Here is a 22297-nt window from a genome sequence, read left to right as displayed (position 1 = left end):
AGTCTAGTGAGCCTAGATAACCGGGAGAACGAGCCCCGCCGGCCCAGCCGGGCATGACGATCGTCTGTGGCGATTCGCACACCGCCACCCACGGCGCCTTCGGAGCGCTCGCCTTCGGCATCGGCACCAGCGAGGTGGAGCACGTGCTGGCCACCCAGACGCTGCCGCAGAGCCGGCCGAAGACGATGGCCGTGAACGTCACCGGCCGGCTCGCGCCAGGCGTGACCGCCAAGGACCTGGTGCTCGCGCTGATCACGCAGGTCGGCACCGGTGGAGGTCGCGGGCACATCGTCGAGTACCGCGGCGAGGCGATCCGCGCCCTCTCCATGGAAGGGCGAATGACCATCGCCAACATGTCCATCGAGTGGGGCGCCAAGGCCGGCATGATCGCGCCGGACGAGACCACCTTCGCGTACCTCAAGGGTCGACCGAACGCGCCGCAGGGCGCGGACTGGGACGCGGCGGTGGCGTGGTGGCGGACGCTGCCCACCGACGAGGGCGCGAGCTTCGACGCCGAGGTGACCCTGGATGCCAGCCAGATCACCCCGTTCGTCACCTGGGGCACCAACCCGGGGCAGGGCGCGCCGCTGAGCGCGCCGGTGCCGGATCCGGAGGAGTTCGTCACCGACTCGGAGCGTGCCGCCGCACGCCGCGCCCTGGAGTACATGGACCTGCGTCCCGGCACCCCGCTTCGGGAGCTGCCGATCGACGTGGTGTTCGTGGGGTCCTGCACCAACGGTCGCCTGGAGGACCTGCGCGCCGCCGCCGACGTGCTGCGTGGCCACCGGGTCGCCGACGGCGTCCGGATGCTCGTGGTGCCCGGCTCCGCCGCGGTGCGCGAGGCCGCCGAGGCCGAGGGCCTGGACAAGGTCTTCGCCGACGCCGGGGCGGAGTGGCGGTTCGCCGGCTGCTCCATGTGTCTGGGGATGAACCCCGACACGCTGAAGCCGGGCGAGCGCTCCGCCTCCACCTCGAACCGCAACTTCGAGGGCCGTCAGGGCCGGGGCGGGCGCACCCACCTGGTCTCCCCGCCGGTGGCCGCCGCCACCGCCGTGGTCGGCCGGCTGGCCGCCCCCGCCGACCTGTAGAAGGGACCGACGAGATGGACAAGTTCACCACCCACACCGGCACCGCCGTGCCGTTGCGCCGGTCCAACGTGGACACCGATCAGATCATCCCCGCCGTGTACCTCAAGCGGGTGACCCGGACGGGCTTCGCCGACGGGCTGTTCAGCGCCTGGCGGGAAGATCCGGCATTCGTGCTCAACGATGAAAACTATTCCGGAGCGTCGATCCTCATCGCCGGTCCGGAGTTCGGCACGGGGTCCTCCCGGGAACACGCCGTCTGGGCGCTACGGGACTGGGGCTTCCGTGCTGTGGTCGCCCCGCGCTTCGGTGACATCTTCCGCGGCAACGCCCTCAAGGAAGGTCTGTTGCCGGTCGAGTTGGAATTGAAAGCCGTCGAAGAGTTGTGGGACCTGGTCGAAGCGGATCCCACCACTGCGGTGACGGTCGACCTGACCGCCCGCCAGCTCCGGGCGGGGGACGCCAGCTGGTCGTTCCCGCTTGACGACTTCAGCCGTTGGCGCCTCCTGGAGGGCCTCGACGACATTGGACTCACCCTCCGCCACGCCGCCGACATCGACTCCTACGAGGCGCGCCGACTGCCCTTCCTGCCCTCCGTGGCATAGCCGTTAGGCCGCCCGCGCAGCGGATTTCACCCCCATCGGTCCATCCGGTGGGGGTGAATCCGTTACGACACAAGGGCTTTTTTCTACCGAATGTTTGTGTCCCGGCAGCACAGGGCATACCGTGCGCGCAGAATGGCTCGCGACGAGTCAGTTGCACAATCGGGAGGAAGTCGTGAACAAGGCCGAGCTCATCGAGGCGCTCGCCGTTCGCCTGGGGGACCGGAAGATGGCGACGGCCGCGCTCGACGCGGTCCTCACCGAGGTCCAGGCGGCGGTCACCAAGGGCGAGAAGGTGGCGATCACCGGATTCGGAGCATTCGAAAAGCGTGTGCGTGGCGCGCGAACAGCGCGCAACCCGCGTACCGGCGAGGCGGTGAAGGTCAAGAAGACGTCAGTCCCGACCTTCCGCCCCGGCGCCGGGTTCAAGGAAATGGTGGCCAGCGGCAAGGTGCCGAAGGCCGCGGCGGCGACGAAGAAGACCGCCACCAGCACCGCCACGGCCAAGGCGGCGGGCACGAAGGCGACCGGCACCAAGGCGGCTACCGCCAAGGCGGCGGGCACCAAGGCGACCACGGCGAAGGCGGCCAGCAAGAAGACCGCCCCGGCCAAGGCGAGCAAGACCGCCACGGCGACCAAGACGGTCGCCAGCAAGAAGACCGCCCCGGCCAAGGCGAGCAAGACCACCACGGCGACCAAGACGGCCGCCAGCAAGAAGACCACCGCGGCGAAGAAGACCACCGCCGCGACCCGGTCGACCGCGGCGAAGAAGACCACCGCGGCGGCGAGCAAGAGCACGGCGGCCAAGAAGGCGCCGGCGAAGAAGGCTCCGGCCAAGAAGGCGGCCAGCAAGCGCTGACCGAGAGGTACCGCGAGGGCGTCCACCAGTGGGTGGGCGCCCTTTCGGCGTACCAGGACGACTTTTTCGGCGTACGGGGACCGTTGACCGGGTTGGCCCGCTCGCGCAGAATCGCCGTGCCGGCCACCCCTGGGCCGGCCCGTCGACGGGAAATGGGGCGCCGGTGCGCTACCGACAGCTCACCACCGGCACGCTCGCGCTGGGCGTGCTCCTCCTCATCGACGTGCTGCGGGTCTGGCTGCCCGGCATCATCACCATCTTCGGTCAGGCAGCGTCCACCCCGGCCGAGCTGATGGGGGCGTTCGCCCTCGGCTGGTTCGTGCTCGCGATGGGCGCACCCGCCGTGGTCCGCCGGGTCGGAGCCCGCCCGGTCACTGTCGTCGCCGCCGTCGCGCTCGCCGTCGCCCGGCTCGCGCTCACGGCCGCTCCTGGCGGGCGTACGCAGCTCTGGTTGGCCACCGCCGGTCTGCTCGCCGGGTTGGTCTGGCTGGTCGGCGTCGCGGCCGACACCGACCGCCCGGTCCCGGGGCTGGCGTTGGGGTTCGCTGTCAACGCGGCAGTGCACGCGGTGCTGGACACCGTCGACCTGGTCTGGCGGGGTGACTGGGTGGCCTGGCTGCTCAGCGCCGTCGCGGTGGCGGTGTTCCTGGTCGGCACGGCGCAACCCGGCCAGCGCGGCGGTGCGGGTAACGCCCCCGCTGACGCCCCTGTCGGCCCCGCTGAGGCCCCTGCCGGCCCTGGTGGTGGCCGGGCCTGGCTGCTGGCCGGGCCGGCGCTGCTGCTGGCCGGGATGGTGGCGCTCTCCCCGGCGCTGGCCCGAACCGGAATGTCGTACCTGGTCGCTGGAGACGGGGTGGCTCGTTCGCCACTGTTCGGCCTGGCGCCGGTGCCGGTGGCGGTCGCCGGGTTCCTCTGCGCCGCGTTGACAGGGCCGCCGCGTGGGTGGGGCCGGGCGTACGGCCCGGTGGCGCTGCTCGGCGGCGCGGTGCTGTTCGCCCTCGACCGGGGCGACCTGCTCCTGCCGGCCATCCTCCTCGCCGCGGTCGGCCTCGGTGCCTGCCTCGCGCTGACCGACGAGACCCGCCAGCCCGCCGCCGACACCGCGAGCGCCGGCACCAGCGCCGCCCGGCGGGGGTACGCGGTGGCCGCCGGGATGCTCGTCTTCGCGCTGGGGGCGGTCGGTTACTACTCGGCCTACGACCTCGGCTACCCGAACGCGGCGGTGCCGGTGGTGGTGGCTGTGCTGATCGCCGCCGTGGCGTTCACCGCCCGCCCCGTCGTCGACCGGCTTCCCGGGCCGTTTCCGCCGCTCCGGGCCGCCGCCGCGGTCACCGCGCTGGCCCTGCTGGCACCGGTGCTCGCCGACGAGGTGCCGGTGGCCAGCAACCGGGACGGCCCGCCGGAACGGTTGACAGTGGTGGCGTACAACATCCGGATGGGGTTCGGGCTGGACGGCCGGTTCGACCTGGCCGGTCTCGCCGAGGTGGTCGAGCGGCAACGGCCCGACGTGGTGCTGCTCAGCGAGGTGGACCGGGCGTGGCTGCTCAACGGCGGGCACGACACCCTGGACCTGCTGGCCGACCGGCTCGGTATGCCGTACGTCTTCGGGCCGGCAGCCGACCCGGTCTGGGGCGACGCGGTGCTCAGCCGTTGGCCGGTGGACGATCCGCGGACCCTGCCGTTGGCCGCCGTCGGCGCGCCCACCGGCGCGCAGGCCCTCGCCGTCACGCTCGATCTCAGCGACGGTGTCCGTACCGCCGTTGTCAGCACCCACCTGCAACCACCACCCGGCAAGGGCCCGGTGGTCCAGGCCCGCGCGGTCGCCGACTTCGCCACCCGGTACGCGGCCGGTCTGCCGTTGGTGGTGGCCGGTGACCTGAACACCGAACCGGGCGACGAGGCGTTCGTGGAGTTCACCAGGGCCGGCCTGGTCGACGCGTTGGCCGCCGCCCGACCACTGGCGACCAGCCCGGCGGACGACCCGCGCCAGCAGATCGACCACATCTTCGTCTCGCCCGGCCTGACCCCCGGCGATCCGGTCGCGCCGCGCAGCACCGCCAGCGACCACCTGCCGGTCGCGGTGACAGTGACCCTGCCGCCCCGCTGACGAAGGCCGGCCCTACAGGCGATCGGCGGCCAACAGCCGGTCGGCGGCGAAGGAGAGCAGCCAACCTCCGCCCTTCGGCGTGGTGAAGTCCTCATCGGTGCGGCCGGTCAGCCGCTCCAGGGCGCCCGGCAGGACCTTGCCCTGACTGCACACCGCCGACTGCCCACCGGTGCCGGCCAACTCCAGCAGCCGGGCGGCGGTGTGCAGGATCTGCTCGTCGCCCTGCTGGCCGGGTTGCGGCTCGTCCAGGTCGCCACAGACCTCGATCGGCAGATCGAGCAACGCGGCGACCGGATCGAGTGTCTGCACGCACCGTCGCGGCGACGCCGACACCAGCCGGGCCGGCCGGATCAGGGCGATCAGCCCGGCCAGCGTGCTCGCCTGGGCCCACCCCTCGGCGTCCAGGGGTCGCCCGACGTCCGGGCCGGACCAGGTGGCCCGCTTACCGGCGTGCGCGTGCCGGACCAGCGCGACAGTCGCCGTCACCGACGGCAGCGCGGCGAACGCCGCCAACACCTCGGCGTCGTGCGGGTAACTGACCAACCGGATGGCGTCGTCCACCGCGAGCCAGCGGATGTCGTCCACCTCGGTGTCCGGTTGGAAACCGCCGCTGGCCACCGCGAGCATCGACCAGTAGTCGACGAGCTTGGGTTGCCCCTCGCTGCGGTAGCGCACCGACGGCAGCCGCACCTGCGGCACGCCCCGCACGTCGGCCTCCTCGGCCACCTCACGGACCGCTGCGGCCAGCGCGTGCTCGCCCGGCTCCAGCTTGCCCTTCGGCAGCGTCCAGTCGCCGTAACGGGGACGGTGCACCACGCAGACGCGTACGCCGTCGTCGGTCGGCCGCCAGGCCACCCCGCCCGCTGCCCGGATGCCCGTCACGGCAGCCAACTGGTGCGCCGTCGCCGGGTGGCCCGGTGCCAGGCAGCCGGGAGGAGACCCCGCGTCCGGCGTACCGACTGGCGTTCCCGCTCGGCCAGCCGCCCGGCGGTGACAGCCAGCTCGTGGTCGCCCGGTCGCTCGGCGGCGATCTCCAACCAGGTGTCCGCCGCCACCGCGGCGTCCTGGTGCTCGCCGAGCACGTCCTGCACCTGGGCGAGTGCGCGGGACAGCCGCCGCGCGCCCTTGCCGACCGTCGGGGCCACCGCGTTGACCGCGTACCGGGTCTGCTTGCCCTCCTTGCGGACGGCGTGCCAGCGGTCGTCCGGCGACTGCGCGTCGAGCCCGCCGACGCCGTCCGGCCCGGTCAACCGCCGCCAGGGGCGGGCCACCAGCGCGGGTAGCACCTGCGCGGCGGGCGCTGCCGCCCCTCGGGTGAACCGGGGCGCGCGGGCGGCCAGCACCAGGGAGTCCACCAGGGCCAGGTAGCGCGCGGAGCGCAGCATCTCGTCGATGGCGGTGAGCGCCTGCCGCTGCCGTTCGGCGAGCACCTCGTCGAGCCGGTCCACAGCGCCCCGGTCGAGCGGGCTCAGCGGATCGGCGTCGGCGGTACGGCGCAGCCGCGCGCGCAGCACCTCGGCGTCGCGGGCCGCGCCGAGCACGTCGGCCAGCCAGCGCAGCTCGGTGCGCAGCGGGCGGGACCAGGTCTTTCGCAACAACGGTTTGAAGGTGCGCAGGTCACTGCGCAGGCGTCGGCAGGCCACCCGCATCTGATGCACCGCGGTGTCGCCACCGGCTGCCGGGGCGCGCAGCCGGACCAGCGGGTCGTGCGCCAACAGCCGGCGGATCTCCTTGCGGAGCGACTCGGTCACCACGTCACCGGCGTTCGGCTCGGCGGTCAGCCCGGCCGGCGCGACCAGATCCGGATCGGCCTGCGCGGTCGCGCCCAGCGCCCGTACGTGCTTCGGCGTGAACGACCCGCCCTGGGCGCCGGCCCCGCGCAGCACCCCGCCGACCCGGTCGAGCAGTTCCCGGTCGCCGGCCTTCAGCTCCACCTCCACCTCGCGGAAGGTGTCGGTGGTGGTGCCGGAGTCGTCGAGCACCGTCACCCGGTCGTCCACCACCTCGGCGAGGACTGTGCCGGCCCGGTCACACACCTCGTACGCGTGCCGCACCGTGCGGACCACCGTCACCGGGGCCAGCGGCGCACCCCGGTGCAGGACGGTGACCAACTCCACCAGCTCCGGCGGCGGCTGCCCCTTCGCCCCGGCGCGGGAGATCTCGTGCCGGACGCCCGGGGTCCCGGTCGGCAGTTTCACCGTCCAGGGCAGCTCGTCACCCTTACGGTGGCGCAGCGAGGCACCGGCCCGGGCCAGCCGCAGGTCGACGGTGTCGAGGTAGCGGGCGACAAGCGTCACCGGTGGCAGTGCCCGCACCCGGCCGCCGGCCGGGGCCGTACCGGCCAGGTCCGGCAGCACGTAGGCGTCGTCCACCTCGTACTTCTGCTCCTCCTCGACCATCAGCTCAGCCTATGCGCTGCGCGGTCAGCTGGCCGTGCCACCGACGCGGCGCAGCAGCAGTTCCTGCAGATGGGCCCGGGCCGCGTTGTCATCGCCGGTACGCCGGGTCCAGGTCCCGTCGCCGGCCAGCTCGAACGCGTCCACTTCGGGGCTCATCGCGGCGGTGAGCACCTGGTCCAACTCGGCGCGGGCGATCGGGTCGCTCACCTGCACCAGCGCCTCCACCCGCCGGTCCAGGTTGCGGTGCATGAGGTCGGCCGAGCCCATCCAGAACTCGGCCTCACCGTTGTTGCCGAACCGGAAGACCCGGGAGTGTTCCAGGAACCGGCCGAGGATCGAGCGGACCCGGATGTTCTCCGACAGCCCCGGCACCCCCGGGCGCAGCGTGCACATGCCGCGGATGAGCAGGTCGACGTGGACGCCGGCCTGGGAGGCGCGGTACAGCGCGTCGGTCACCCCCTCGTCGACCAGGGAGTTGACCTTGAACTGGACCAGGCCGGGCATGCCCAGGCGGACGTGCGATATCTCCCGCTCGATCCGCTCGATGAGGCCGCTGCGGATGCCCTGCGGGGCCACCAGCAACCGCCGGTACGCGGTCTGCCGGCTGTACCCGGTGAGCACGTTGAACAGATCGGTGAGGTCGGCGCCGATCTCCGGGTCGGCGGTGAGCATGCCGAAGTCCTCGTACAGTCGGGCCGTCTTCGGGTGATAGTTGCCGGTGCCGATGTGGCAGTAGCGACGGATCTGGTTGCCCTCCTGCCGGACCACCAGCGCGGTCTTGCAGTGCGTCTTCAAGCCGACCAGGCCGTAGACGACGTGGCAGCCGGCGCGTTCCAGCGTGCGGGCCCAGCCGATGTTCGCCACCTCGTCGAAGCGGGCCTTCACCTCCACCAGCACCACCACCTGCTTGCCGGCGGCGGCCGCGTCGACGAGCGCGTCGACGATTGGCGAGTCGCCGCTGGTCCGGTAGAGGGTCTGCTTGATGGCCAGCACGTTCGGGTCGGCGGCGGCCTGCTCGATGAAGCGCTGCACGCTGGTGGCGAACGAGTGGTACGGGTGGTGCACCAGGATGTCCCCGTCGCGCAGGGTGGAGAAGACGCTGCGCGGCACCTCGCCCTCGGCGAGCCGGGGATGGGTTGCCGGCACGAACGGCGGGTCCTTCAGGTCCGGCCGGTCCGCCTCGCCGTAGACCTGCCACAGCGCGGACAGGTCCAGCAGGCCGGGCACCCGGAGCACGTCCTGGTCGTCCATGTCCAGTTCGCGGACGAGCAGCTCCAGCATGTGGTCGGAGATGGACGCGGCGACCTCCAGCCGGACCGGGGGACCGAACCGCCGTCGGGCCAGCTCCCGCTCAAGGGCCTGGAGCAGGTCCTCGTCGCGGTCCTCGTCGACCTCCACCTCGGCGTTGCGGGTGACCCGGAACAGGTGGCACTCGACCACCTGCATGCCGCTGAACAGCTGCCCCAGGTGCACCGAGATGAGGTCCTCCACCGGCAACATCCGGACGCCCGGCTGGTCCCGGTCCACCCGGACGAAACGGGGGACGTTGTTGGGCACCTTCACCCGGGCGAACAGCTCGGAACCGCCGTCGGGGTCACGGACCGCCACCGCCAGGTTCAGCGACCGCCCCGAGATGTACGGGAACGGGTGCGCCGGGTCCACCGCGAGCGGGGTCAGTACCGGAAAGATGTGTTCCCGGAAGTAGGTGCGCAGCCGCTCCCGCTCGCCGTCGCCCAGCTCGCCCCAGCGCAGGATGCGGATGCCCTCGTCGGCCAGCTTGGGCAGCACGTCGTCGACGAAGCAGGCGGCGTGCCGGGCGCCCAGCGCCGCGGTCCGCTCGGCGATCAGCTCCAACTGCGTACGCAGGGGCAGCCGGTCCCCGCCGCGCACCGGGAGGCCGGCGGAGAGCCGCCGCTTCAGACCGGCGATGCGCACCATGTAGAACTCGTCGAGATTGCTGGCGAAGATGGCCAGGAACTTGGCCCGCTCCAGCAGCGGGGTGCGCTGGTCCTCGGCCAGGGTGAGGACCCGGGCGTTGAAGTCGAGCCAGGACAGCTCCCGGTTGAGGAACCGGTCCTCGGGCAGCGGCGGGGGCGCTGCGGCCTCGTCGTCGTCCTCAGGCGCGGCACGGGTCGGCAGGTCGTCGGGCAGGACCTGGTGGACGCCACCGGCGGCGGGGCTGTCCGCTTCGACCTTCGGGGCGGGGTCGATGACCTCGTCCAGCCCGGAGGAGGCGGCTCCGGGATCGTCGGCGAGCGTGTCGGCGCGGGCGGCACCGGCACGTTCGGCGCGGGACGGGCGGAAGCGCCCATCGGTGCCGCGCGTACGGGAGCCGTTGCGGAGGTCGGTGGCGGGCGGGCGGGCCGGTTGCTCGCGAGGGGTGCTCACCCGCTCATAATCACCCGATTACGGTAAACGCAAAATGAACTTGGGCTCGCCGGCTCAGATCATCGTCGGCAATGTCACCCGGACAACCTCGCCGTCGGGATCCGTGTCGATGCGGACCCGCTGCCCGAGCCGGAGAAGCCGCAGCCCGGAGGCGTCGAAGGCCCGGGCGGGAAAACGCATCTCGGTGCCGTCGTCGAGCAGCAGGACACCGCTGCGCGTCGCCGCGTCGTAGCTGGCCACCGTGCCCTGCATGCTGGCACCGTACACCGGGCGGTTCGGCCTGTGGCGCGGGCTCGGCCCACCGGGCGGCTCAGCCTGCGGCGCGGGCCGGGCGACCGGCGGCCACCAACGCGGCAGTGCGCGGCCCCAGCCCGAGCCGGGCGGCGGCGGTCAGGTCCGCGGCGGTGTCCACGTCCCGGCGCAGGCTGGGCCAGTCGCCGTCGAGCGGCAGCGCCCCGCTCGCCGCGTGCGCTACCGCCGACCCCACCCCGAAACGCGGATCCAGCGGCACACCCGGCCCCGCGGTGAGCAGCACCGTGCCCCCGCCGGGCGCGTCCGGCAGGAACCGGCGTACCCCGGGTCGACCGTTCTGCGCCGCGAGCAGCGCGCCGGCCAGCTCGGCCGGGCGCAGCGCCGGCACATCAGCGGTGATCCCGGCCACCCACCCGGCGGCGGCAGCGGCCGCCCCGTGCCGGAACGCGGCGTTCAGGCCGGCGTCCGGTTCGTCCGGCAGCACCCCCGCGCCGGCGGCCCGCGCCGCCGCCGCCACCCGGGCGTCGTCGGTCACCACCAGAGCCTCGGCGACCGCCGGGCAGGCCAGCACCGCGCGGAGCGTGTCGGCCGCCAGGGCCAGTGCCAACTCCTCATGCGGTACGCCGGCCAGCGCGCCCCGCAGCCGGCTCTTGCCCACGGCCAGCCGCTTCACCGGCACCACCACGGCCCACCTCGGCTGAGTCACGTCCGCAATCCTGCCAGCCGTACGGCGGGCCCCTCGCTGGCCGTACCGGGGGCGAGCAGGCATGATTTCCGCTGCGGGCGTCGCGGGCGGGATTTCGCGGCGGTTGGGGCGCGACGAGGAGGCACAGTGGCACGGCGGAGCCTGGGGTTCTGGCAACGGTTCGCCGTGTGGCTGGTGAAGCCGGTGATGACCGTCTGGACCCGGCGTACCTGGCGTGGTCAGGAACATCTCCACGGCAACGGCGGCGTGATCATCGTGGCGAACCACATCTCCCACGCCGACCCGCTGGTGTCCGCGCACTTCATCTACGACTCCGGGCGCTGGCCGCAGTACCTGGGCAAGGCCAGCGTGTTCCGGGTGCCGGTCGTCGGCTGGATCCTGCACCGGTGCCGGCAGATCCCGGTGGAGCGGGGCAGCGTGGACGCCGTCCGCTCGCTGGACGCACTGGTCGCCGCGCTCGACGAGGGCGGCGCGGTCGTGATCTACCCTGAGGGCACCACCACGCGACAGCCGGAGCTCTGGCCGATGAAGGCCAAGACCGGTGCGGCCCGCCTGGCCCTGGCCACCGGCGCCCCGGTCGTACCGGTGGTGATGTGGGGGCCGGAACGGATCTTCGACCCGCGGACGACCCGTGTCAGCCTGCGCCCCCGGATCCCGGTGACCGTTGCCGCCGGGGAGCCGATCGACCTGAGCCGGTGGGTGGACGCCCCGCCGACCCGGGACACCCTCGAAGAGATGACGGACACCATCATGTTGCGGCTGCGGGACATGCTCGCCGAGATCCGTGGCGGTACCCCGCCGCCACTGTGGGAGCGGCCGGCCCGACCGTCCGTCGGCCGCGAGCAGCGGGACGACGCGGCATGAGCGAGCGAAGCGAGCGAATCATCGGGCTCAGTGGTGCCCTTCAGGCCGCCGCGCAGCGAAGCGGAGCGGTGGCATGAGCGGTCATGTCGCGGTGCTCGGTGCCGGTTCCTGGGGCACCGCGTTCGCCAAGATCCTCGCGGACGCGGGGCGGGACGTGACGGTGTGGGCCCGCCGGGCGCCCGTCGCCGAGAGCATCCGGACCGAGCGCCGTAATCCGGAGTACCTGCCCGACCTGCTGCTCCCGGCCCGTGTCACGGCCACCGCCGACGCCGCCGAGGCGATCACCGGGGCCGAGGTGGTGGTGTTGGCAGTGCCGTCGCAGACCCTGCGCGGCAACCTCGCCGAATGGGCCGGGCACCTGCACCCGGATTCCACCCTGGTGTCGCTGATGAAGGGCATCGAGCTGGGCACCACCAAGCGGATGAGCGAGGTCATCGTGGAGACCGCCGGGGTCGCCGCGGACCGGGTGGTCGTCGTGTCCGGCCCGAACCTGGCCCCGGAGATCGCCGCCGAGCAGCCCGCCGCGACAGTGGTCGCCGGAACGAACAGCGCCCGCGCCACGCTCGTCCAGTCGTCGATCCGGACGACGTACCTACGCCCCTACACGAACGACGACGTGATCGGCTGTGAGCTGGGCGGGGCGGTCAAGAACGTGATCGCCCTGTCGTACGGCATCGCCACCGCGATGGGCTTCGGCGACAACACCCGGGCCATGCTGATGACCCGTGGGCTGGCCGAGACGGCCCGACTGGGCGTGGCGCTCGGCGCGGACCCGATCACCTTCGCCGGCCTCGCCGGCATGGGCGACCTGGTCGCGTCCTGCTCGTCCCCGCTGGCCCGCAACCGCACCTTCGGCGAGCATCTGGGCCGGGGTGAGACGCTGGAGCAGGCCCAGACCGCCACCCGGCAGACCGCCGAGGGCGTGAAGAGTTGCCTGGCGATCCGCGACCTGGCCCGGGCGCACGGCGTGGAGATGCCGATCACCGAGCATGTCGAGCGGATCTGCCACGAGGGGATGGACCCGCGGCTCGCCGTGGAGACCCTGATGAGCCGCACCGCCAAACCCGAGTCGTACGAGTGAGGAACCCGATGAGCGAGTGGGGGGACGGCACCCGCTGCGTACGCGCTGGCCTGCCCGAGCCGGCGCCGGGGGACCCGTTCCTCCCCGGGCCGGTCTTCGCCGCGCCGTACCACCTCGACCCGTTCGAGGGTCAGGGCACGTCACCGAACGGCTACGGCCGCCCTGACAACCCGACCCGCCGGCTGTTGGAGGTGGCGGTGGGCGAGCTGGAGGGCGGTGACTGCCGGGTCTTCGCGACCGGTCAGGCGGCCATCACCGGCCTGCTGCTCACCCTGCTGCGGCCGGGGGACACGGTGGTGCTTCCCACCGACGGATACTTCCCGGTCCGGGCGTTCGCCACCGGTGTGCTGGAGGCGATCGGCGTCCGGGTGCTGTTCGCGCCGACCGTCGGGCCGTACCCGTCGTTCGAGGGTGTCCGGCTGGTGCTGGTGGAGACGCCCGCCAACCCGGGCCTCGACGTGGTCGACGTGGCGGCCCTGGCCGAGCGGGCGCACGCCGCCGGCGCGCTGCTCGCGGTGGACAACACCACCGCCACGCCGCTCGGACAGCGTCCGCTGGATCTCGGTGCCGACCTGGTGGTCGCCTCCGGGACGAAGGCGCTCACCGGCCACTCCGACCTGCTGCTGGGCTATCTGGCCAGCCGGTCCACCGAGCTGATCGACGCGGTGACGACCTGGCGTACCACCACGGGGGCGGTTCCGGGCGCGTTCGACGCCTGGCTGGCCCACCGGTCACTGGCCACTCTCGACCTGCGGTTGGCGCGGCAGAGCGCGAACGCCGCCGCGGTCGTCGACCTGCTCGCCAACCGGTCGGACGTGACAGGCCTGCGGTGGCCGGGGCGGCCGGACGACCCGGCGTACCCGGTGGCCTCGGCGCAGATGCGCCGGATACCGGGGGTGCTCTCGTTCGACCTGGGCGACGCCGACCGGGTGGGCCGATTCGTCGAGGCCGCCCGGCTGGTGGCGGCGGCGACCTCCTTCGGTGGCCTGCACACCACGGCGGACCGGCGGGCGCAGTGGGGCGACGACACCGCTCCCGGCTTCGTCCGGCTCTCCTGTGGCGCGGAGGACACCGCGGACCTGGTGGCGGACATCGCCGCCGCGCTCGATGTGGCCGGACCGGTTTGACGTCTCCTTCCCCCGCCGAGCGGGCCGCTCTCGTGAGTCGGTTGCGGGCCGCCGGTTGCGTCTACGCCGAGGACGAGGCCGAGTTGCTGCTGGCCGCCGCGCGCAGCCCGGCGGTGTTGGCCGACCTGACCGACCGTCGGGTGGCGGGCGAACCGTTGGAGTACCTGCTCGGCTGGGCGGAGTTCTGTGGCCTGCGGATAGCCGTCGACGAGGGCGTCTTCGTGCCCCGGGCCCGGACCGCGCTGCTGGTCGAGATGGCTGCCGAGTTGACCGGCGCGGCGCCGGCAGTGGTCGACCTGTGCTGCGGCTCCGGGGCCACCACCGTCGCGCTGGCGCACCGGCTCGCGCCGCGCTGGCTGGCCGCCGCCGACATCGACCCGGCGGCCGTGGCGTGTGCGCGTCGCAACGTCGCCGGGTTGGACGTCGAGGTGTACGAGGGTGACCTCTTCGCGCCGCTGCCCGAGCGGTGGCGGGGTCGGCTGGACCTGGTGGTCGCCAACGCCCCGTACGTGCCGACCGACGCGGTCGCGCTGATGCCGCCGGAGGCACGGCTGCACGAGGCCCCGGTGGCGCTCGACGGCGGCCCGGACGGGCTCTCCGTGTTACGTCGGGTAGGTGTCGACGCGGCTGGTTGGCTCGCCCCCGGCGGCCACCTGGTGGTGGAAGCCGGCACCACCCAGATCGAAGCCCTCTGCGACGCGTTCGGCGAAGCCGGCCTGATCCCCACCGTCCACCACGACGAGGACCTGGACGCCACCGCCCTGACCGCCCGTCGCCCCGCCTGACCCGCACCCCGTACCCCGTACCCCCGGAACCCCGTACCCCTGACCCGACCCCCTGGCCCGCGTCGATCATGGAGTTGTGGTGCCTGGTTGGTTCAACTCTGCGTTATTTGTCCCCCACCACACCTCCTTGATCGACTCGGGTGGGCTGTCCGGTTTCCGGTCGGGGTGCGGCTGGCGGGGCCGCCCGGGCATGGCGGGGGAGAGGGGTTGGCACTAGCCTCGGCTCACACTCATGACGGCGGGAGGCGGTTTCGGTGGGCAGCGCAGGGGTGCCGGTGGTCGTCGGGTTGGACAACGGCGGCACCAGCAACAACGCCACAGTGCTGACGGTGGACGGCCGTTTCCTGGTGGACGGGCTGTTGGAGATCCCCAGCGAGGTGCGGGCCGGGCCGGAAGCGGCGATCGAGGCGTTGGCCCAGGCGTTGGACGGCGCCCTGGCGCAGACCGGCGTGCCGCGTGACCTGGTCCAGGCGGTCGGGCTGGACACGCCCGGCCCGGCCAGCGCCGATGGCGTCATCTCGTCGCGGGGCTCCACCAACTTCTCTCAGCCGGCCTGGCGAGGCTTCGACGTGCGAGGGGCGCTGGAGCGACGGCTCGGGCTTCCGGTGATCTATCACAACGACGGCAACGCGGCAGCGCTCTACGCCCACCACGTCTACTTCGGCGCCGACGCGATGAGCCGCTCGTCGGTGTCCGCGATCGTCGGCACCGGCCTGGGTGGCGGTGTGGTCGAGAGCGGTCGGGTGATCGCCGGTGCGGCCGGCATGGCGGGGGAGCTGGGCCACGTGCACATCCCGCTGAGCGGGTTGCTCGGCCCGGGTCAGCCGGAGCCCACCTGCGCCTGCGGATTCACCGGAGATGTCGAGAGCATCGCCTCGCTGACCGGCATCGAACGCAACCTGCTGCCGTACTGGCTGACCCGGTACCCCGACCACCCGCTCGCCGCCGAGCCGGTGGCCCGGGCGGCAAAGCTGGTCCGGGGGTACGGCGAGCGCGAGGACGCCCTCGCGCGGGACCTCTTCACCCAGCAGGCGATGGCGCTGGGGCGGCTGTTCACCGTCGCCGCGAACTTCAGCGACCCGCGCGCGTACTTCGTCGGCGGCGGAGTGGTGGAGGCGGCACCGGAGTTCCGCGACTGGTTCCTGGCGACGGTCCGCGAGCACACGGTGCTCCGCGAGGAGCAGGCGGCGGTGGCCACCTTCGCCCTGGTGCCGGATCGGGACATGGCCGGTGCCCGAGGCGTCGCGATCGCCGCGCTGGAGGCGCTACGCGCCACTCCGGAGCCCCGCCCGCTGGTTGCCTGAACCGGCGCGGGCCTCGGCCCGCACCGGCTCAGGCACCTCTGGTCAGCGCTGCGGTGCCGCCTGGACGATGGCGGCCCAGGCGGCACCTCTGGTCAGCGCTGCGGTGGGGCCTGGGCGAAGGCGGCCCAGGCCGCCGTCGGGAACAGCAGGGCCGGGCCGGCCGGGTCCTTGGAGTCGCGCACGGCAATGAGCCGCGGGATCGCGGCCACCTCCACGCAGGCGCCTTCGTCGCCGCTGCGGCTGCTCTTGCGCCAGCGCGCCGCGGCCAAGGCCGCTGTGATCATCGGGGTCATCGGTCCTACCGTCCCTTCAGGACTGACAGGAGCATCTCGCGGCTGTCCGCCGGGCTGAGCGCCACGCTTCGGAGATGCTCCATGATCTTGGTGCAGGTACGCGTCTCGCCGGCGCGGTCGAGGATCATCTGACCCGCGACGGTCTCCACCGACGCGATGATCGGGTCCTCCGGGTCGGCGAACTCGAGGATGTGCAGGGAACCCCGGGTGCCCCGGTGGTAGCCGGCGGAGAGTGGGATCACCTGGACGCTGATGTTCGGCAACTCGGCCATCTTGACCAGGTGCCGTAATTGCCCGTTCATCACCGACTGGTCACCGACCGGCCGTAGCAGCGCGCCCTCGTCGATGATCGCGTCGAGGATGGGCGGCTGGTCGGCGGTGAGCCGCTGTTGTCGGTCGAGCCGGATCTTGACCCGCTGCTCCACCAGGTCGTCGCCGAGGGTGTGCGGCCCGCCTCGCATGACGCCACGGATGTAGTCAGCGGTCTGCAACAGGCCGGGCACCACCGAGGGTTCGAAGTTGGCGATGGCGGTCGCCTCGGCCTCCAGTGCGATGAAGTCGATGGTGCGCGGATCCAGCAGGTAGGAGTACGACACCCACCAGCCGGGCTTGCGGGCGTCCTTGGCGAGCTGCACCGCCGCGGCCACCTCCTCGGCACTCACCCCGTACGACGTGAGCAGGGCGCGCACGGTGGCGGGGCTGATCAGGGTCTGGGCGTTCTCGTAGCGGGAGAGGGTGCTGCGGGTGCTGTTGATCTCGTCCGCCGCGGTCTCCAGCGTCAGCCCGGCGGCTTCCCGGTGGTGGCGCAGGGCGATGCCGAGCCGGCGGGCGCGGGCGGTCTTGGGGGCCATGCATCGATGGTCGCATACATTTGCGGGAACGTCTGCATGAGAGAACGTCTATGGGAGTTGCATTCACGCCTATACACGTGTCAATCTGTTATGGCGTCCTCACCGCCGGTTGTCGTGGCGACGGTGGTGGTGAGCGACCGGAGGGGATGGGGCGCGCGGCGATCGGGTTTCTCCCCCGTACCCGATCGTCGCGTGCCGCCCCTCCATTCCCCGGCCCGCCGGAAGGAGACGACGTGCGAACCCGCCCGGAGCCCCCCGCCGTACCCTCGGGCGGAGTGCGATGACCCGCTTCCTCGTGGTGCTCACCGACGTGCGCCCCGTCGAGGGCGTCAACCGCAACGAGCGGGTCGCGCCGGAACGGCGCCGGCAGGTCGTCGGGGCCAGCAGCCGGGAGGCCGCCGACCGCATCGCCGGAGCGTTCATGGCGCTGGGCATGGTGCGGGCCGGCCGGCAGCGGGTGAAGGTGATCGCGGTCGGCCGTCGGCACTCCCGAGACTGAACAGCCCCAGGTCGGCGGTCCGTGACACTGCCACCGTCCGATTACGCACCGTATATCCTCTCCTGACTGTTTGCCGTGTCGTCCCGTGGCTCGCCGGGTATCGCCTCGCCTCGCGGCCACGCACAGTAAGGTCAACCGGGTGAGCGCCATCGGCGAGCACGACCAGCCGCAGTCGCGTACGAAGAGGTGACCGGAGTGACCACCCCAGGCAAGACCCGCGTGGCGATCGTCTTCGGCGGACGCAGCCCGGAGCACGGCATCTCCTGCGTCAGCGCCGGCAGCGTGTTCGGCGCACTCGACCCGGACGAGTTCGAGGTGGTGCCGGTGGGCATCACCCGGGCCGGCCAGTGGGTGCTGACCAACGGAGACCCCGCCCAGCTCGCGATCAACGCCCGTCAGCTGCCGGAGATCACCGCCGACTCGGGTGACGACATCGTGCTGCGCGCCGACCCCACCGGTAACGGACTGATGGTGCTCGACCCGACCGAGGGCCCGCGGGCGCTGGCCGACGTGGACGTGGTCTTCCCGGTGCTGCACGGCACCTACGGCGAGGACGGCACGATCCAGGGCATGCTGGAGATGGCCGGCATCCCCTACGTCGGGGCGAACGTGTTCGCCTCCGCGGCCGCCATGGACAAGGAGTTCACCAAGAAGCTCTGTGCCGTCGAGGGCATCCCGGTCGGCACGTACGCCGTGCTGCGCAACGGCATGACACTCAGCGAGCAGGACAAGGAGCGGCTCGGCCTGCCGGTCTTCGTCAAGCCGTCCCGGGCCGGTTCGTCGTTCGGCGTCAGCAAGGTCACCGACTGGGCCGAGCTTGACGCGGCGGTCGCCGCCGCCCGGCAGTTCGATCCGAAGGTCATCATCGAGGCCGCGATCGTCGGCCGCGAGATCGAGTGCGGTGTGCTGGAGGGCGAGGCCGGTGGTACGCCCGAGGCGTCCGTGCTGGCCGAGGTGCGGGTCGTCGCCGACCACGACTTCTACGACTTCGAGGCGAAGTACCTCGACGACTCCTGCGAGTACGACATTCCGGCCGACCTGCCGGAGAAGGTGACCCGCCAGGTGCAGGAGTACGCGGTCCGCGCGTTCACCGCGCTGGACTGCGCCGGTCTCGCCCGGGCCGACTTCTTCGTCACTCCCGAGCTGGACGTCTACCTCAACGAGATCAACACGATGCCCGGCTTCACCCCGACGTCGATGTTCCCGCGGATGTGGGCGGCCTCCGGCCTGGAGTACCCGAAGCTGGTCAACCGGCTGATCCGTACCGCCCAGCGGCGCGGCGTCGGCCTGCACTGAGCCGTCCGAACCCCGCCCGCGCCGGCTGACCGGCGTGGGCGGAGTCGGTTCGGGTTCAGCGCTGGCAGCCGGACGGGATCGTGCCGCCGGAGGGCACGCTCGCCACGATCGTGCTGGAGATCGTCGGCAACCACTGCAACGGCTGCTCGTACGAGCGCGGGACGCGCACGGTGATCAGCGTCTCCCGGTCGACGGTGGAGAGGACCGCCGCGTCGGCCTGATCGGTCAGGTGCCAACAGACCCGGTTGACCGTCCAGACCTCGTCGGTGCTGGGAAAGGTCGGCTCGGTGCCGCCGCAGGCCACGGTGAGCGCGGGGTCGCCGTAGGCGGCGTTCTGCTCCGGGCCGGCGGTCACGGGCCGCTGGGCCAGGTCGCGGATGCTCGCCGGAAGCTGCGAGAGCAGGGCCCGGCAGACGGTGGCCGGGCGGGCGGCCAGCGCCGGGGCGGCCATCTCCACCGGGGTGGTGGACTGCACCCGGGCGGTGGTCGCGGAGGGCGTCGGCGCGGCGGCCGGCGCGTCCGGGCTGAGCTTGCTGAAGGCCAGCACGGCCACCAGCAGCGTGATCGGCAGCGCGATCAACGTGGCCAGCAGGGCCGCGCCACGCATGGTCCGATCACGGCCGGCCGGCGCGGCGGCGGCGGGATCGGTCGACTCGCGGTTACCGTCAGCCGGCTCGGACGTCCCGTCGGCCGCGTCGCGCGCCCCGCCGTCGTCCAGAGCCGAGGAGGAGGTCGTCATCTCGTCCACTTACAGCCGCACCACCGAACACGTGAGGGTGCGGGTGATGCCGGGCACCATCTGCACCTTGCTGACGATGAGTTTGCCGAGCTCGTCGACGGTGTTCGCCTCGGTGAGGACGACCACGTCGTACGGCCCGGTGACGGCGTCGACGCGTACCACGCCGGGGATGTCCGCGATGAGACCCGCCACGTCACGTGCGCGGCCGACCTCGGTCTGGATGAGGATGTACGCCTGTACCACGACTCGACCTCCGTCCGTCGCCGCCCGGGAGCGGCCCGAAGGGTGAAACTACCTTACGGACCAGGTCTGATCCCTATCGGTGGTCAAGGAGCAGCGGTGAGCGAGCACGGCGGGGCCGGACAACACGGGCGGAACGCCCGCGGTGGTGTCGGGGTGTCCGGGATCGGGGAGTTCGGGCTGATCGGGAAGATCACCGCTCGGCTGTCGTACGGGCCGACGACCCTGCTCGGCCCGGGCGACGACGCGGCGGTGGTGGCCGCGCCGGACGGCCGGGTGGCGGCCTCCACCGACGTGCTTGTCGATGGGCGGCACTTCCGACGGGACTGGTCCTCGGCCCGTGACGTCGGGCACCGGGCGGCAGCCGCCAACCTGGCGGACATCGCGGCGATGGGTGCCACGCCGACCGCCCTGCTGGTCGCTCTCTGCATGCCGGCGGACCTGGACACCGCCTGGGCGGAGGAGTTGGCCGACGGGCTCTCCGCGGAGGCGGCGACGGTCGGCGCGAGCGTCGTCGGCGGGGACATGTCGGCCAGTCCCACCCTGACCGTCGCGGTCACCGCGCTGGGCGACCTGGCAGGCCGTCCGCCCGTGCTGCGCTCGGGCGCCCGACCGGGGGACGTGCTCGCTCTGGCCGGGCGCACCGGGTACGCGGCAGCCGGGCTGACAGTGCTGACCCGGGGCTTCCGTACGCCCCGGCTGTTGGTCGAGGCGTACCGGCGGCCGCAGGTGCCCTACCAGGCCGGCCCGCAAGCCGCCCAGCTCGGTGCCACCTCCATGATCGACGTGTCGGACGGGCTCCTCGCCGACCTCGGGCACGTCTCGGCGGCCAGCGGGGTGGCGATCGACGTGCGCCGCGACGGGTTCGAGGTGCCCCGGCAGATGGCCGACGCGGCGCAGGCGCTCGGCGTCGACCCGTACACCTGGATCCTCGCCGGTGGCGACGATCACGCGCTGGCCGCGACCTTCCCCCCGGCGGTGGCGTTGCCGCCGGGCTGGCGGCCGATCGGTCTGGTCACCGACGGTGCCGGCGTGACTGTCGACGGCGTCGCCTACGACGGCCCGGCCGGCTGGGACCACTTCCGGTGAGGTCCGCGCGCGGCCGTACCCTGGATACCGTGAGTGAGATCGAGATCCGGGCGGTGCGGTTCGACGCACCGGTGGCGCAGCACCTGATCCATGCCGCACTGGCCGACCTCGGTGCCCGGTACGGCGGCACCGGCGACGACACCCCGGTGGACGCGGCCGAGTTCGAGCCGCCCGATGGCGCGTTCCTGGTGGCCTACCTGGCCGGTGAGCCGGTCGGCTGCGGTGGCTGGCGCAGCCACGGCGCGGACAGCGCGGAGCTGAAGCGGATGTACACGGCTCCGACGGCACGGGGGCGGGGGGTGGCCCGCGCGGTGCTGGCGGCCGTCGAGCGCTCCGCCCGCGAGCAGGGCCGCAAGCGGGTGGTCCTGGAGTGTGGCGACAGGCAGCCCGAGGCGATCGCCATGTACGGCTCCGCCGGGTACGAAAGGATCCCGAACTTCGGCTTCTACAAGGACGCGGAGGGCTGCGTCTCCTTCGGCCGTACCCTCTGACCTGCTCGTCGGGCCCGGGACTGGCCGGTGTGCCGGGCCCCGGCGGGGCGGTGTGCGGCGTCGTCCGCCCCGGGAACACGACAGAGCCGGCGGACCCTCGGGGTCCGCCGGCTGAGCCGAACGAAAGGTGGGTGCTACCGCGTCAGGCGCGGGTGACCTTGCCGGCCTTGATGCACGAGGTGCAGACCTTCAACTTCTTGGTGTTGCCGCCACCGGCCGGGGTACGCACCGACTGGATGTTCGGGTTCCAGCGGCGGTTGGTCCGCCGGTGCGAGTGGGACACGTTGTGGCCGAAGCCCGGTCCCTTGCCACAGACGTCGCACACGCTAGCCACGGGATACTCCTGGGATTGATACGTTCATGAGGTCGCCGGCAGGTGCTGCCCGGGCAACCTGGTCAGGTTACCCGATGACTCGCCGACTCGGCCAACCGGCCCGGTCCGGCGCTCGCCCGTGCCCCGGCTCACGCCTGGTCGTGGGCCCGTCCGCCCTGCGGTGGGCCGGCCCGGCGGCAAGGGTACCGGAGGCGCTCGTCCCCGCTGCGGCCAGCGCCGCACGCGCCCCGCGAGAGACTGCGGCCTACGCCGCCCATGGCCCGCGAGAGACTGCGGCCCGCGCCGCCCGGGCCCGGCGAGGACACGCCGGACGAGTCCGACGGGTGTCGGTGCGCGCCAGTAGGCTTCTGCCCGTGCTGGACACCCTCGACGCCGCCGCGGTCCGCCGCTGGTGCGCGAGCGGGCTGGCCGCACTGAAGCGTCACCAGGGCGAGATCGACCAGCTCAACGTCTATCCGGTGCCCGACGGCGACACCGGCACCAACCTGGTGCTCACCCTCACCTCGGCGCAGCAGGCCCTCGCCATGGATCTGGACACTCTCCCGCACAGCGGGCCGACAGCGCACGGGCACGCGCTGCGGCTGATGGCCCAGGGCGCGCTGCTCGGCGCGCGGGGCAACTCCGGGGTGATCCTCTCGCAGATCCTGCGTGGTCTCGCCGACCAGGTCGCCGGGGTGCCGGCGGTGCGTGGCCGGGAGTTCGCCGCCGCGCTGCGCTCCGGCACCACCGCCGCGTACACAGCGGTCTCCCGGCCGGTCGAGGGCACCCTGCTCACCGTGATCTCGGCCGCCGCCGCCGCGGCCGAAGGCGCGGACAGCGACGACCTGCCGGCGGTGGCCGGCGTCGCGGCCCGGGCGGCGGCCGAGGCGCTCGCCCGCACCCCGGAGCAGTTGCCGGCGTTGGCCC

The 22297-nt window shown here is 72.9% G+C and carries 23 protein-coding genes and 1 pseudogene; 14 read left to right on the top strand and 10 right to left on the bottom strand.

Annotated features, from left to right (window positions below):
* Positions 1–44: 44 nt before the first annotated feature.
* From leuC to ABZ749_RS06995, 4 genes and pseudogenes are all read left to right on the top strand, one after another.
* A pseudogene (gene leuC / locus ABZ749_RS07010) lies at positions 45–1088 on the top strand (3-isopropylmalate dehydratase large subunit); the annotation flags it as partial.
* A gap of 14 nt (positions 1089–1102) precedes the next feature.
* The gene (gene leuD / locus ABZ749_RS07005; protein ID WP_091393128.1) at positions 1103–1690 is read left to right on the top strand and encodes a 3-isopropylmalate dehydratase small subunit; all 588 of its coding nucleotides are present in this window, start codon (positions 1103–1105) and stop codon (positions 1688–1690) included.
* A gap of 172 nt (positions 1691–1862) precedes the next feature.
* On the top strand, positions 1863–2546 hold the full coding sequence (locus ABZ749_RS07000) for an HU family DNA-binding protein (protein ID WP_355005285.1): 684 nt from the start codon (positions 1863–1865) through the stop codon (positions 2544–2546).
* 163 nt (positions 2547–2709) lie between these two features.
* Positions 2710–4653 (top strand): endonuclease/exonuclease/phosphatase family protein, encoded by a 1944-nt coding sequence (locus ABZ749_RS06995; protein ID WP_357223718.1) that lies wholly within the window; start codon positions 2710–2712, stop codon positions 4651–4653.
* A gap of 12 nt (positions 4654–4665) precedes the next feature.
* Here the strand turns inward: ABZ749_RS06995 and ABZ749_RS06990 are convergent, their stop codons facing one another.
* From ABZ749_RS06990 to cofC, 5 genes are read right to left on the bottom strand one after another with little or no spacing between them, the layout of a single operon-like run.
* Positions 4666–5544: an NUDIX hydrolase gene (locus tag ABZ749_RS06990; RefSeq protein WP_357198901.1), complete on the bottom strand. Its 879-nt coding sequence runs from the start codon at positions 5542–5544 to the stop codon at positions 4666–4668.
* Entirely contained in the window at positions 5532–7052 is a 1521-nt protein-coding gene (locus ABZ749_RS06985; protein ID WP_357223715.1) for a CYTH and CHAD domain-containing protein, read from the bottom strand. The genes ABZ749_RS06990 and ABZ749_RS06985 overlap by 13 nt, the downstream gene beginning before the upstream one ends.
* Before the next feature lie 24 nt (positions 7053–7076).
* Positions 7077–9440 (bottom strand): RNA degradosome polyphosphate kinase, encoded by a 2364-nt coding sequence (locus tag ABZ749_RS06980; protein ID WP_357223712.1) that lies wholly within the window; start codon positions 9438–9440, stop codon positions 7077–7079.
* 54 nt (positions 9441–9494) lie between these two features.
* Positions 9495–9692, bottom strand: coding sequence for a hypothetical protein (locus tag ABZ749_RS06975; RefSeq protein ID WP_030335323.1), 198 nt, complete (start codon positions 9690–9692; stop codon positions 9495–9497).
* A gap of 58 nt (positions 9693–9750) precedes the next feature.
* Complete coding sequence (gene cofC, locus ABZ749_RS06970) at positions 9751–10398, bottom strand: 2-phospho-L-lactate guanylyltransferase (protein WP_357223710.1); 648 nt, start codon at positions 10396–10398, stop codon at positions 9751–9753.
* Positions 10399–10524: 126 nt separating this feature from the next.
* Between cofC and ABZ749_RS06965 the strand changes: the two genes are divergently transcribed.
* The 5 genes from ABZ749_RS06965 to ABZ749_RS06945 all read left to right on the top strand — a co-directional run bounded on the left by ABZ749_RS06965 (position 10525) and on the right by ABZ749_RS06945 (position 15559).
* Positions 10525–11262, top strand: coding sequence for a lysophospholipid acyltransferase family protein (locus tag ABZ749_RS06965; RefSeq protein WP_357223707.1), 738 nt, complete (start codon positions 10525–10527; stop codon positions 11260–11262).
* 73 nt (positions 11263–11335) lie between these two features.
* Positions 11336–12343, top strand: coding sequence for an NAD(P)H-dependent glycerol-3-phosphate dehydrogenase (locus ABZ749_RS06960; protein ID WP_357223704.1), 1008 nt, complete (start codon positions 11336–11338; stop codon positions 12341–12343).
* A gap of 8 nt (positions 12344–12351) precedes the next feature.
* Entirely contained in the window at positions 12352–13470 is a 1119-nt protein-coding gene (locus ABZ749_RS06955; RefSeq protein WP_357223700.1) for a cystathionine gamma-lyase, read from the top strand.
* Positions 13467–14255 carry a putative protein N(5)-glutamine methyltransferase gene (locus ABZ749_RS06950; RefSeq protein WP_357223698.1) on the top strand — a complete coding sequence of 263 codons (789 nt, stop codon included), beginning with the start codon at positions 13467–13469 and terminating at the stop codon, positions 14253–14255. Before ABZ749_RS06955 ends, ABZ749_RS06950 begins: the two co-directional genes overlap by 4 nt.
* Before the next feature lie 254 nt (positions 14256–14509).
* Positions 14510–15559: an ROK family protein gene (locus tag ABZ749_RS06945; protein WP_357223695.1), complete on the top strand. Its 1050-nt coding sequence runs from the start codon at positions 14510–14512 to the stop codon at positions 15557–15559.
* Positions 15560–15651: 92 nt separating this feature from the next.
* Here ABZ749_RS06945 and ABZ749_RS06940 read toward each other — a convergent pair whose 3' ends face one another.
* Both ABZ749_RS06940 and ABZ749_RS06935 read right to left on the bottom strand, forming a co-directional pair.
* Positions 15652–15852, bottom strand: a complete 201-nt coding sequence (locus tag ABZ749_RS06940) for a DUF397 domain-containing protein (RefSeq protein WP_355005274.1) — start codon at positions 15850–15852, stop codon at positions 15652–15654.
* Between the two features lie 5 nt (positions 15853–15857).
* The gene (locus ABZ749_RS06935; protein WP_091393087.1) at positions 15858–16703 is read right to left on the bottom strand and encodes a helix-turn-helix transcriptional regulator; all 846 of its coding nucleotides are present in this window, start codon (positions 16701–16703) and stop codon (positions 15858–15860) included.
* A 280-nt stretch (positions 16704–16983) separates the two neighbouring features.
* On the opposite strand from ABZ749_RS06935, the gene ABZ749_RS06930 reads away from it, so the two are divergent.
* Positions 16984–17202, top strand: coding sequence for a hypothetical protein (locus tag ABZ749_RS06930; protein ID WP_030335309.1), 219 nt, complete (start codon positions 16984–16986; stop codon positions 17200–17202).
* A 195-nt stretch (positions 17203–17397) separates the two neighbouring features.
* On the top strand, positions 17398–18498 hold the full coding sequence (locus ABZ749_RS06925) for a D-alanine--D-alanine ligase family protein (protein ID WP_357198924.1): 1101 nt from the start codon (positions 17398–17400) through the stop codon (positions 18496–18498).
* 55 nt (positions 18499–18553) lie between these two features.
* Here the strand turns inward: ABZ749_RS06925 and ABZ749_RS06920 are convergent, their stop codons facing one another.
* Entirely contained in the window at positions 18554–19237 is a 684-nt protein-coding gene (locus ABZ749_RS06920; protein WP_357223692.1) for a DUF3515 family protein, read from the bottom strand.
* Positions 19238–19246: 9 nt separating this feature from the next.
* Positions 19247–19480, bottom strand: coding sequence for an Lrp/AsnC ligand binding domain-containing protein (locus ABZ749_RS06915; RefSeq protein WP_030487446.1), 234 nt, complete (start codon positions 19478–19480; stop codon positions 19247–19249).
* Between the two features lie 96 nt (positions 19481–19576).
* Between ABZ749_RS06915 and ABZ749_RS06910 the strand changes: the two genes are divergently transcribed.
* Together ABZ749_RS06910 and ABZ749_RS06905 are read left to right on the top strand one after the other, a co-directional pair.
* Positions 19577–20566, top strand: coding sequence for a thiamine-phosphate kinase (locus tag ABZ749_RS06910; RefSeq protein WP_357223689.1), 990 nt, complete (start codon positions 19577–19579; stop codon positions 20564–20566).
* A gap of 29 nt (positions 20567–20595) precedes the next feature.
* Positions 20596–21057 (top strand): GNAT family N-acetyltransferase, encoded by a 462-nt coding sequence (locus ABZ749_RS06905; protein ID WP_357223686.1) that lies wholly within the window; start codon positions 20596–20598, stop codon positions 21055–21057.
* 142 nt (positions 21058–21199) lie between these two features.
* Here the strand turns inward: ABZ749_RS06905 and rpmB are convergent, their stop codons facing one another.
* On the bottom strand, positions 21200–21391 hold the full coding sequence (gene rpmB / locus ABZ749_RS06900) for a 50S ribosomal protein L28 (protein ID WP_011905179.1): 192 nt from the start codon (positions 21389–21391) through the stop codon (positions 21200–21202).
* Positions 21392–21744: 353 nt separating this feature from the next.
* Between rpmB and ABZ749_RS06895 the strand changes: the two genes are divergently transcribed.
* Positions 21745–22297: DAK2 domain-containing protein (locus ABZ749_RS06895; protein ID WP_357223683.1), on the top strand; the 553-nt coding region annotated here is incomplete at its 3' end.

The organism is Micromonospora sp. NPDC047753, assembly GCF_040642735.1.
Taxonomy (GTDB): domain Bacteria; phylum Actinomycetota; class Actinomycetes; order Mycobacteriales; family Micromonosporaceae; genus Micromonospora.
This window is presented reverse-complemented; position numbering and strand designations above follow the sequence as displayed.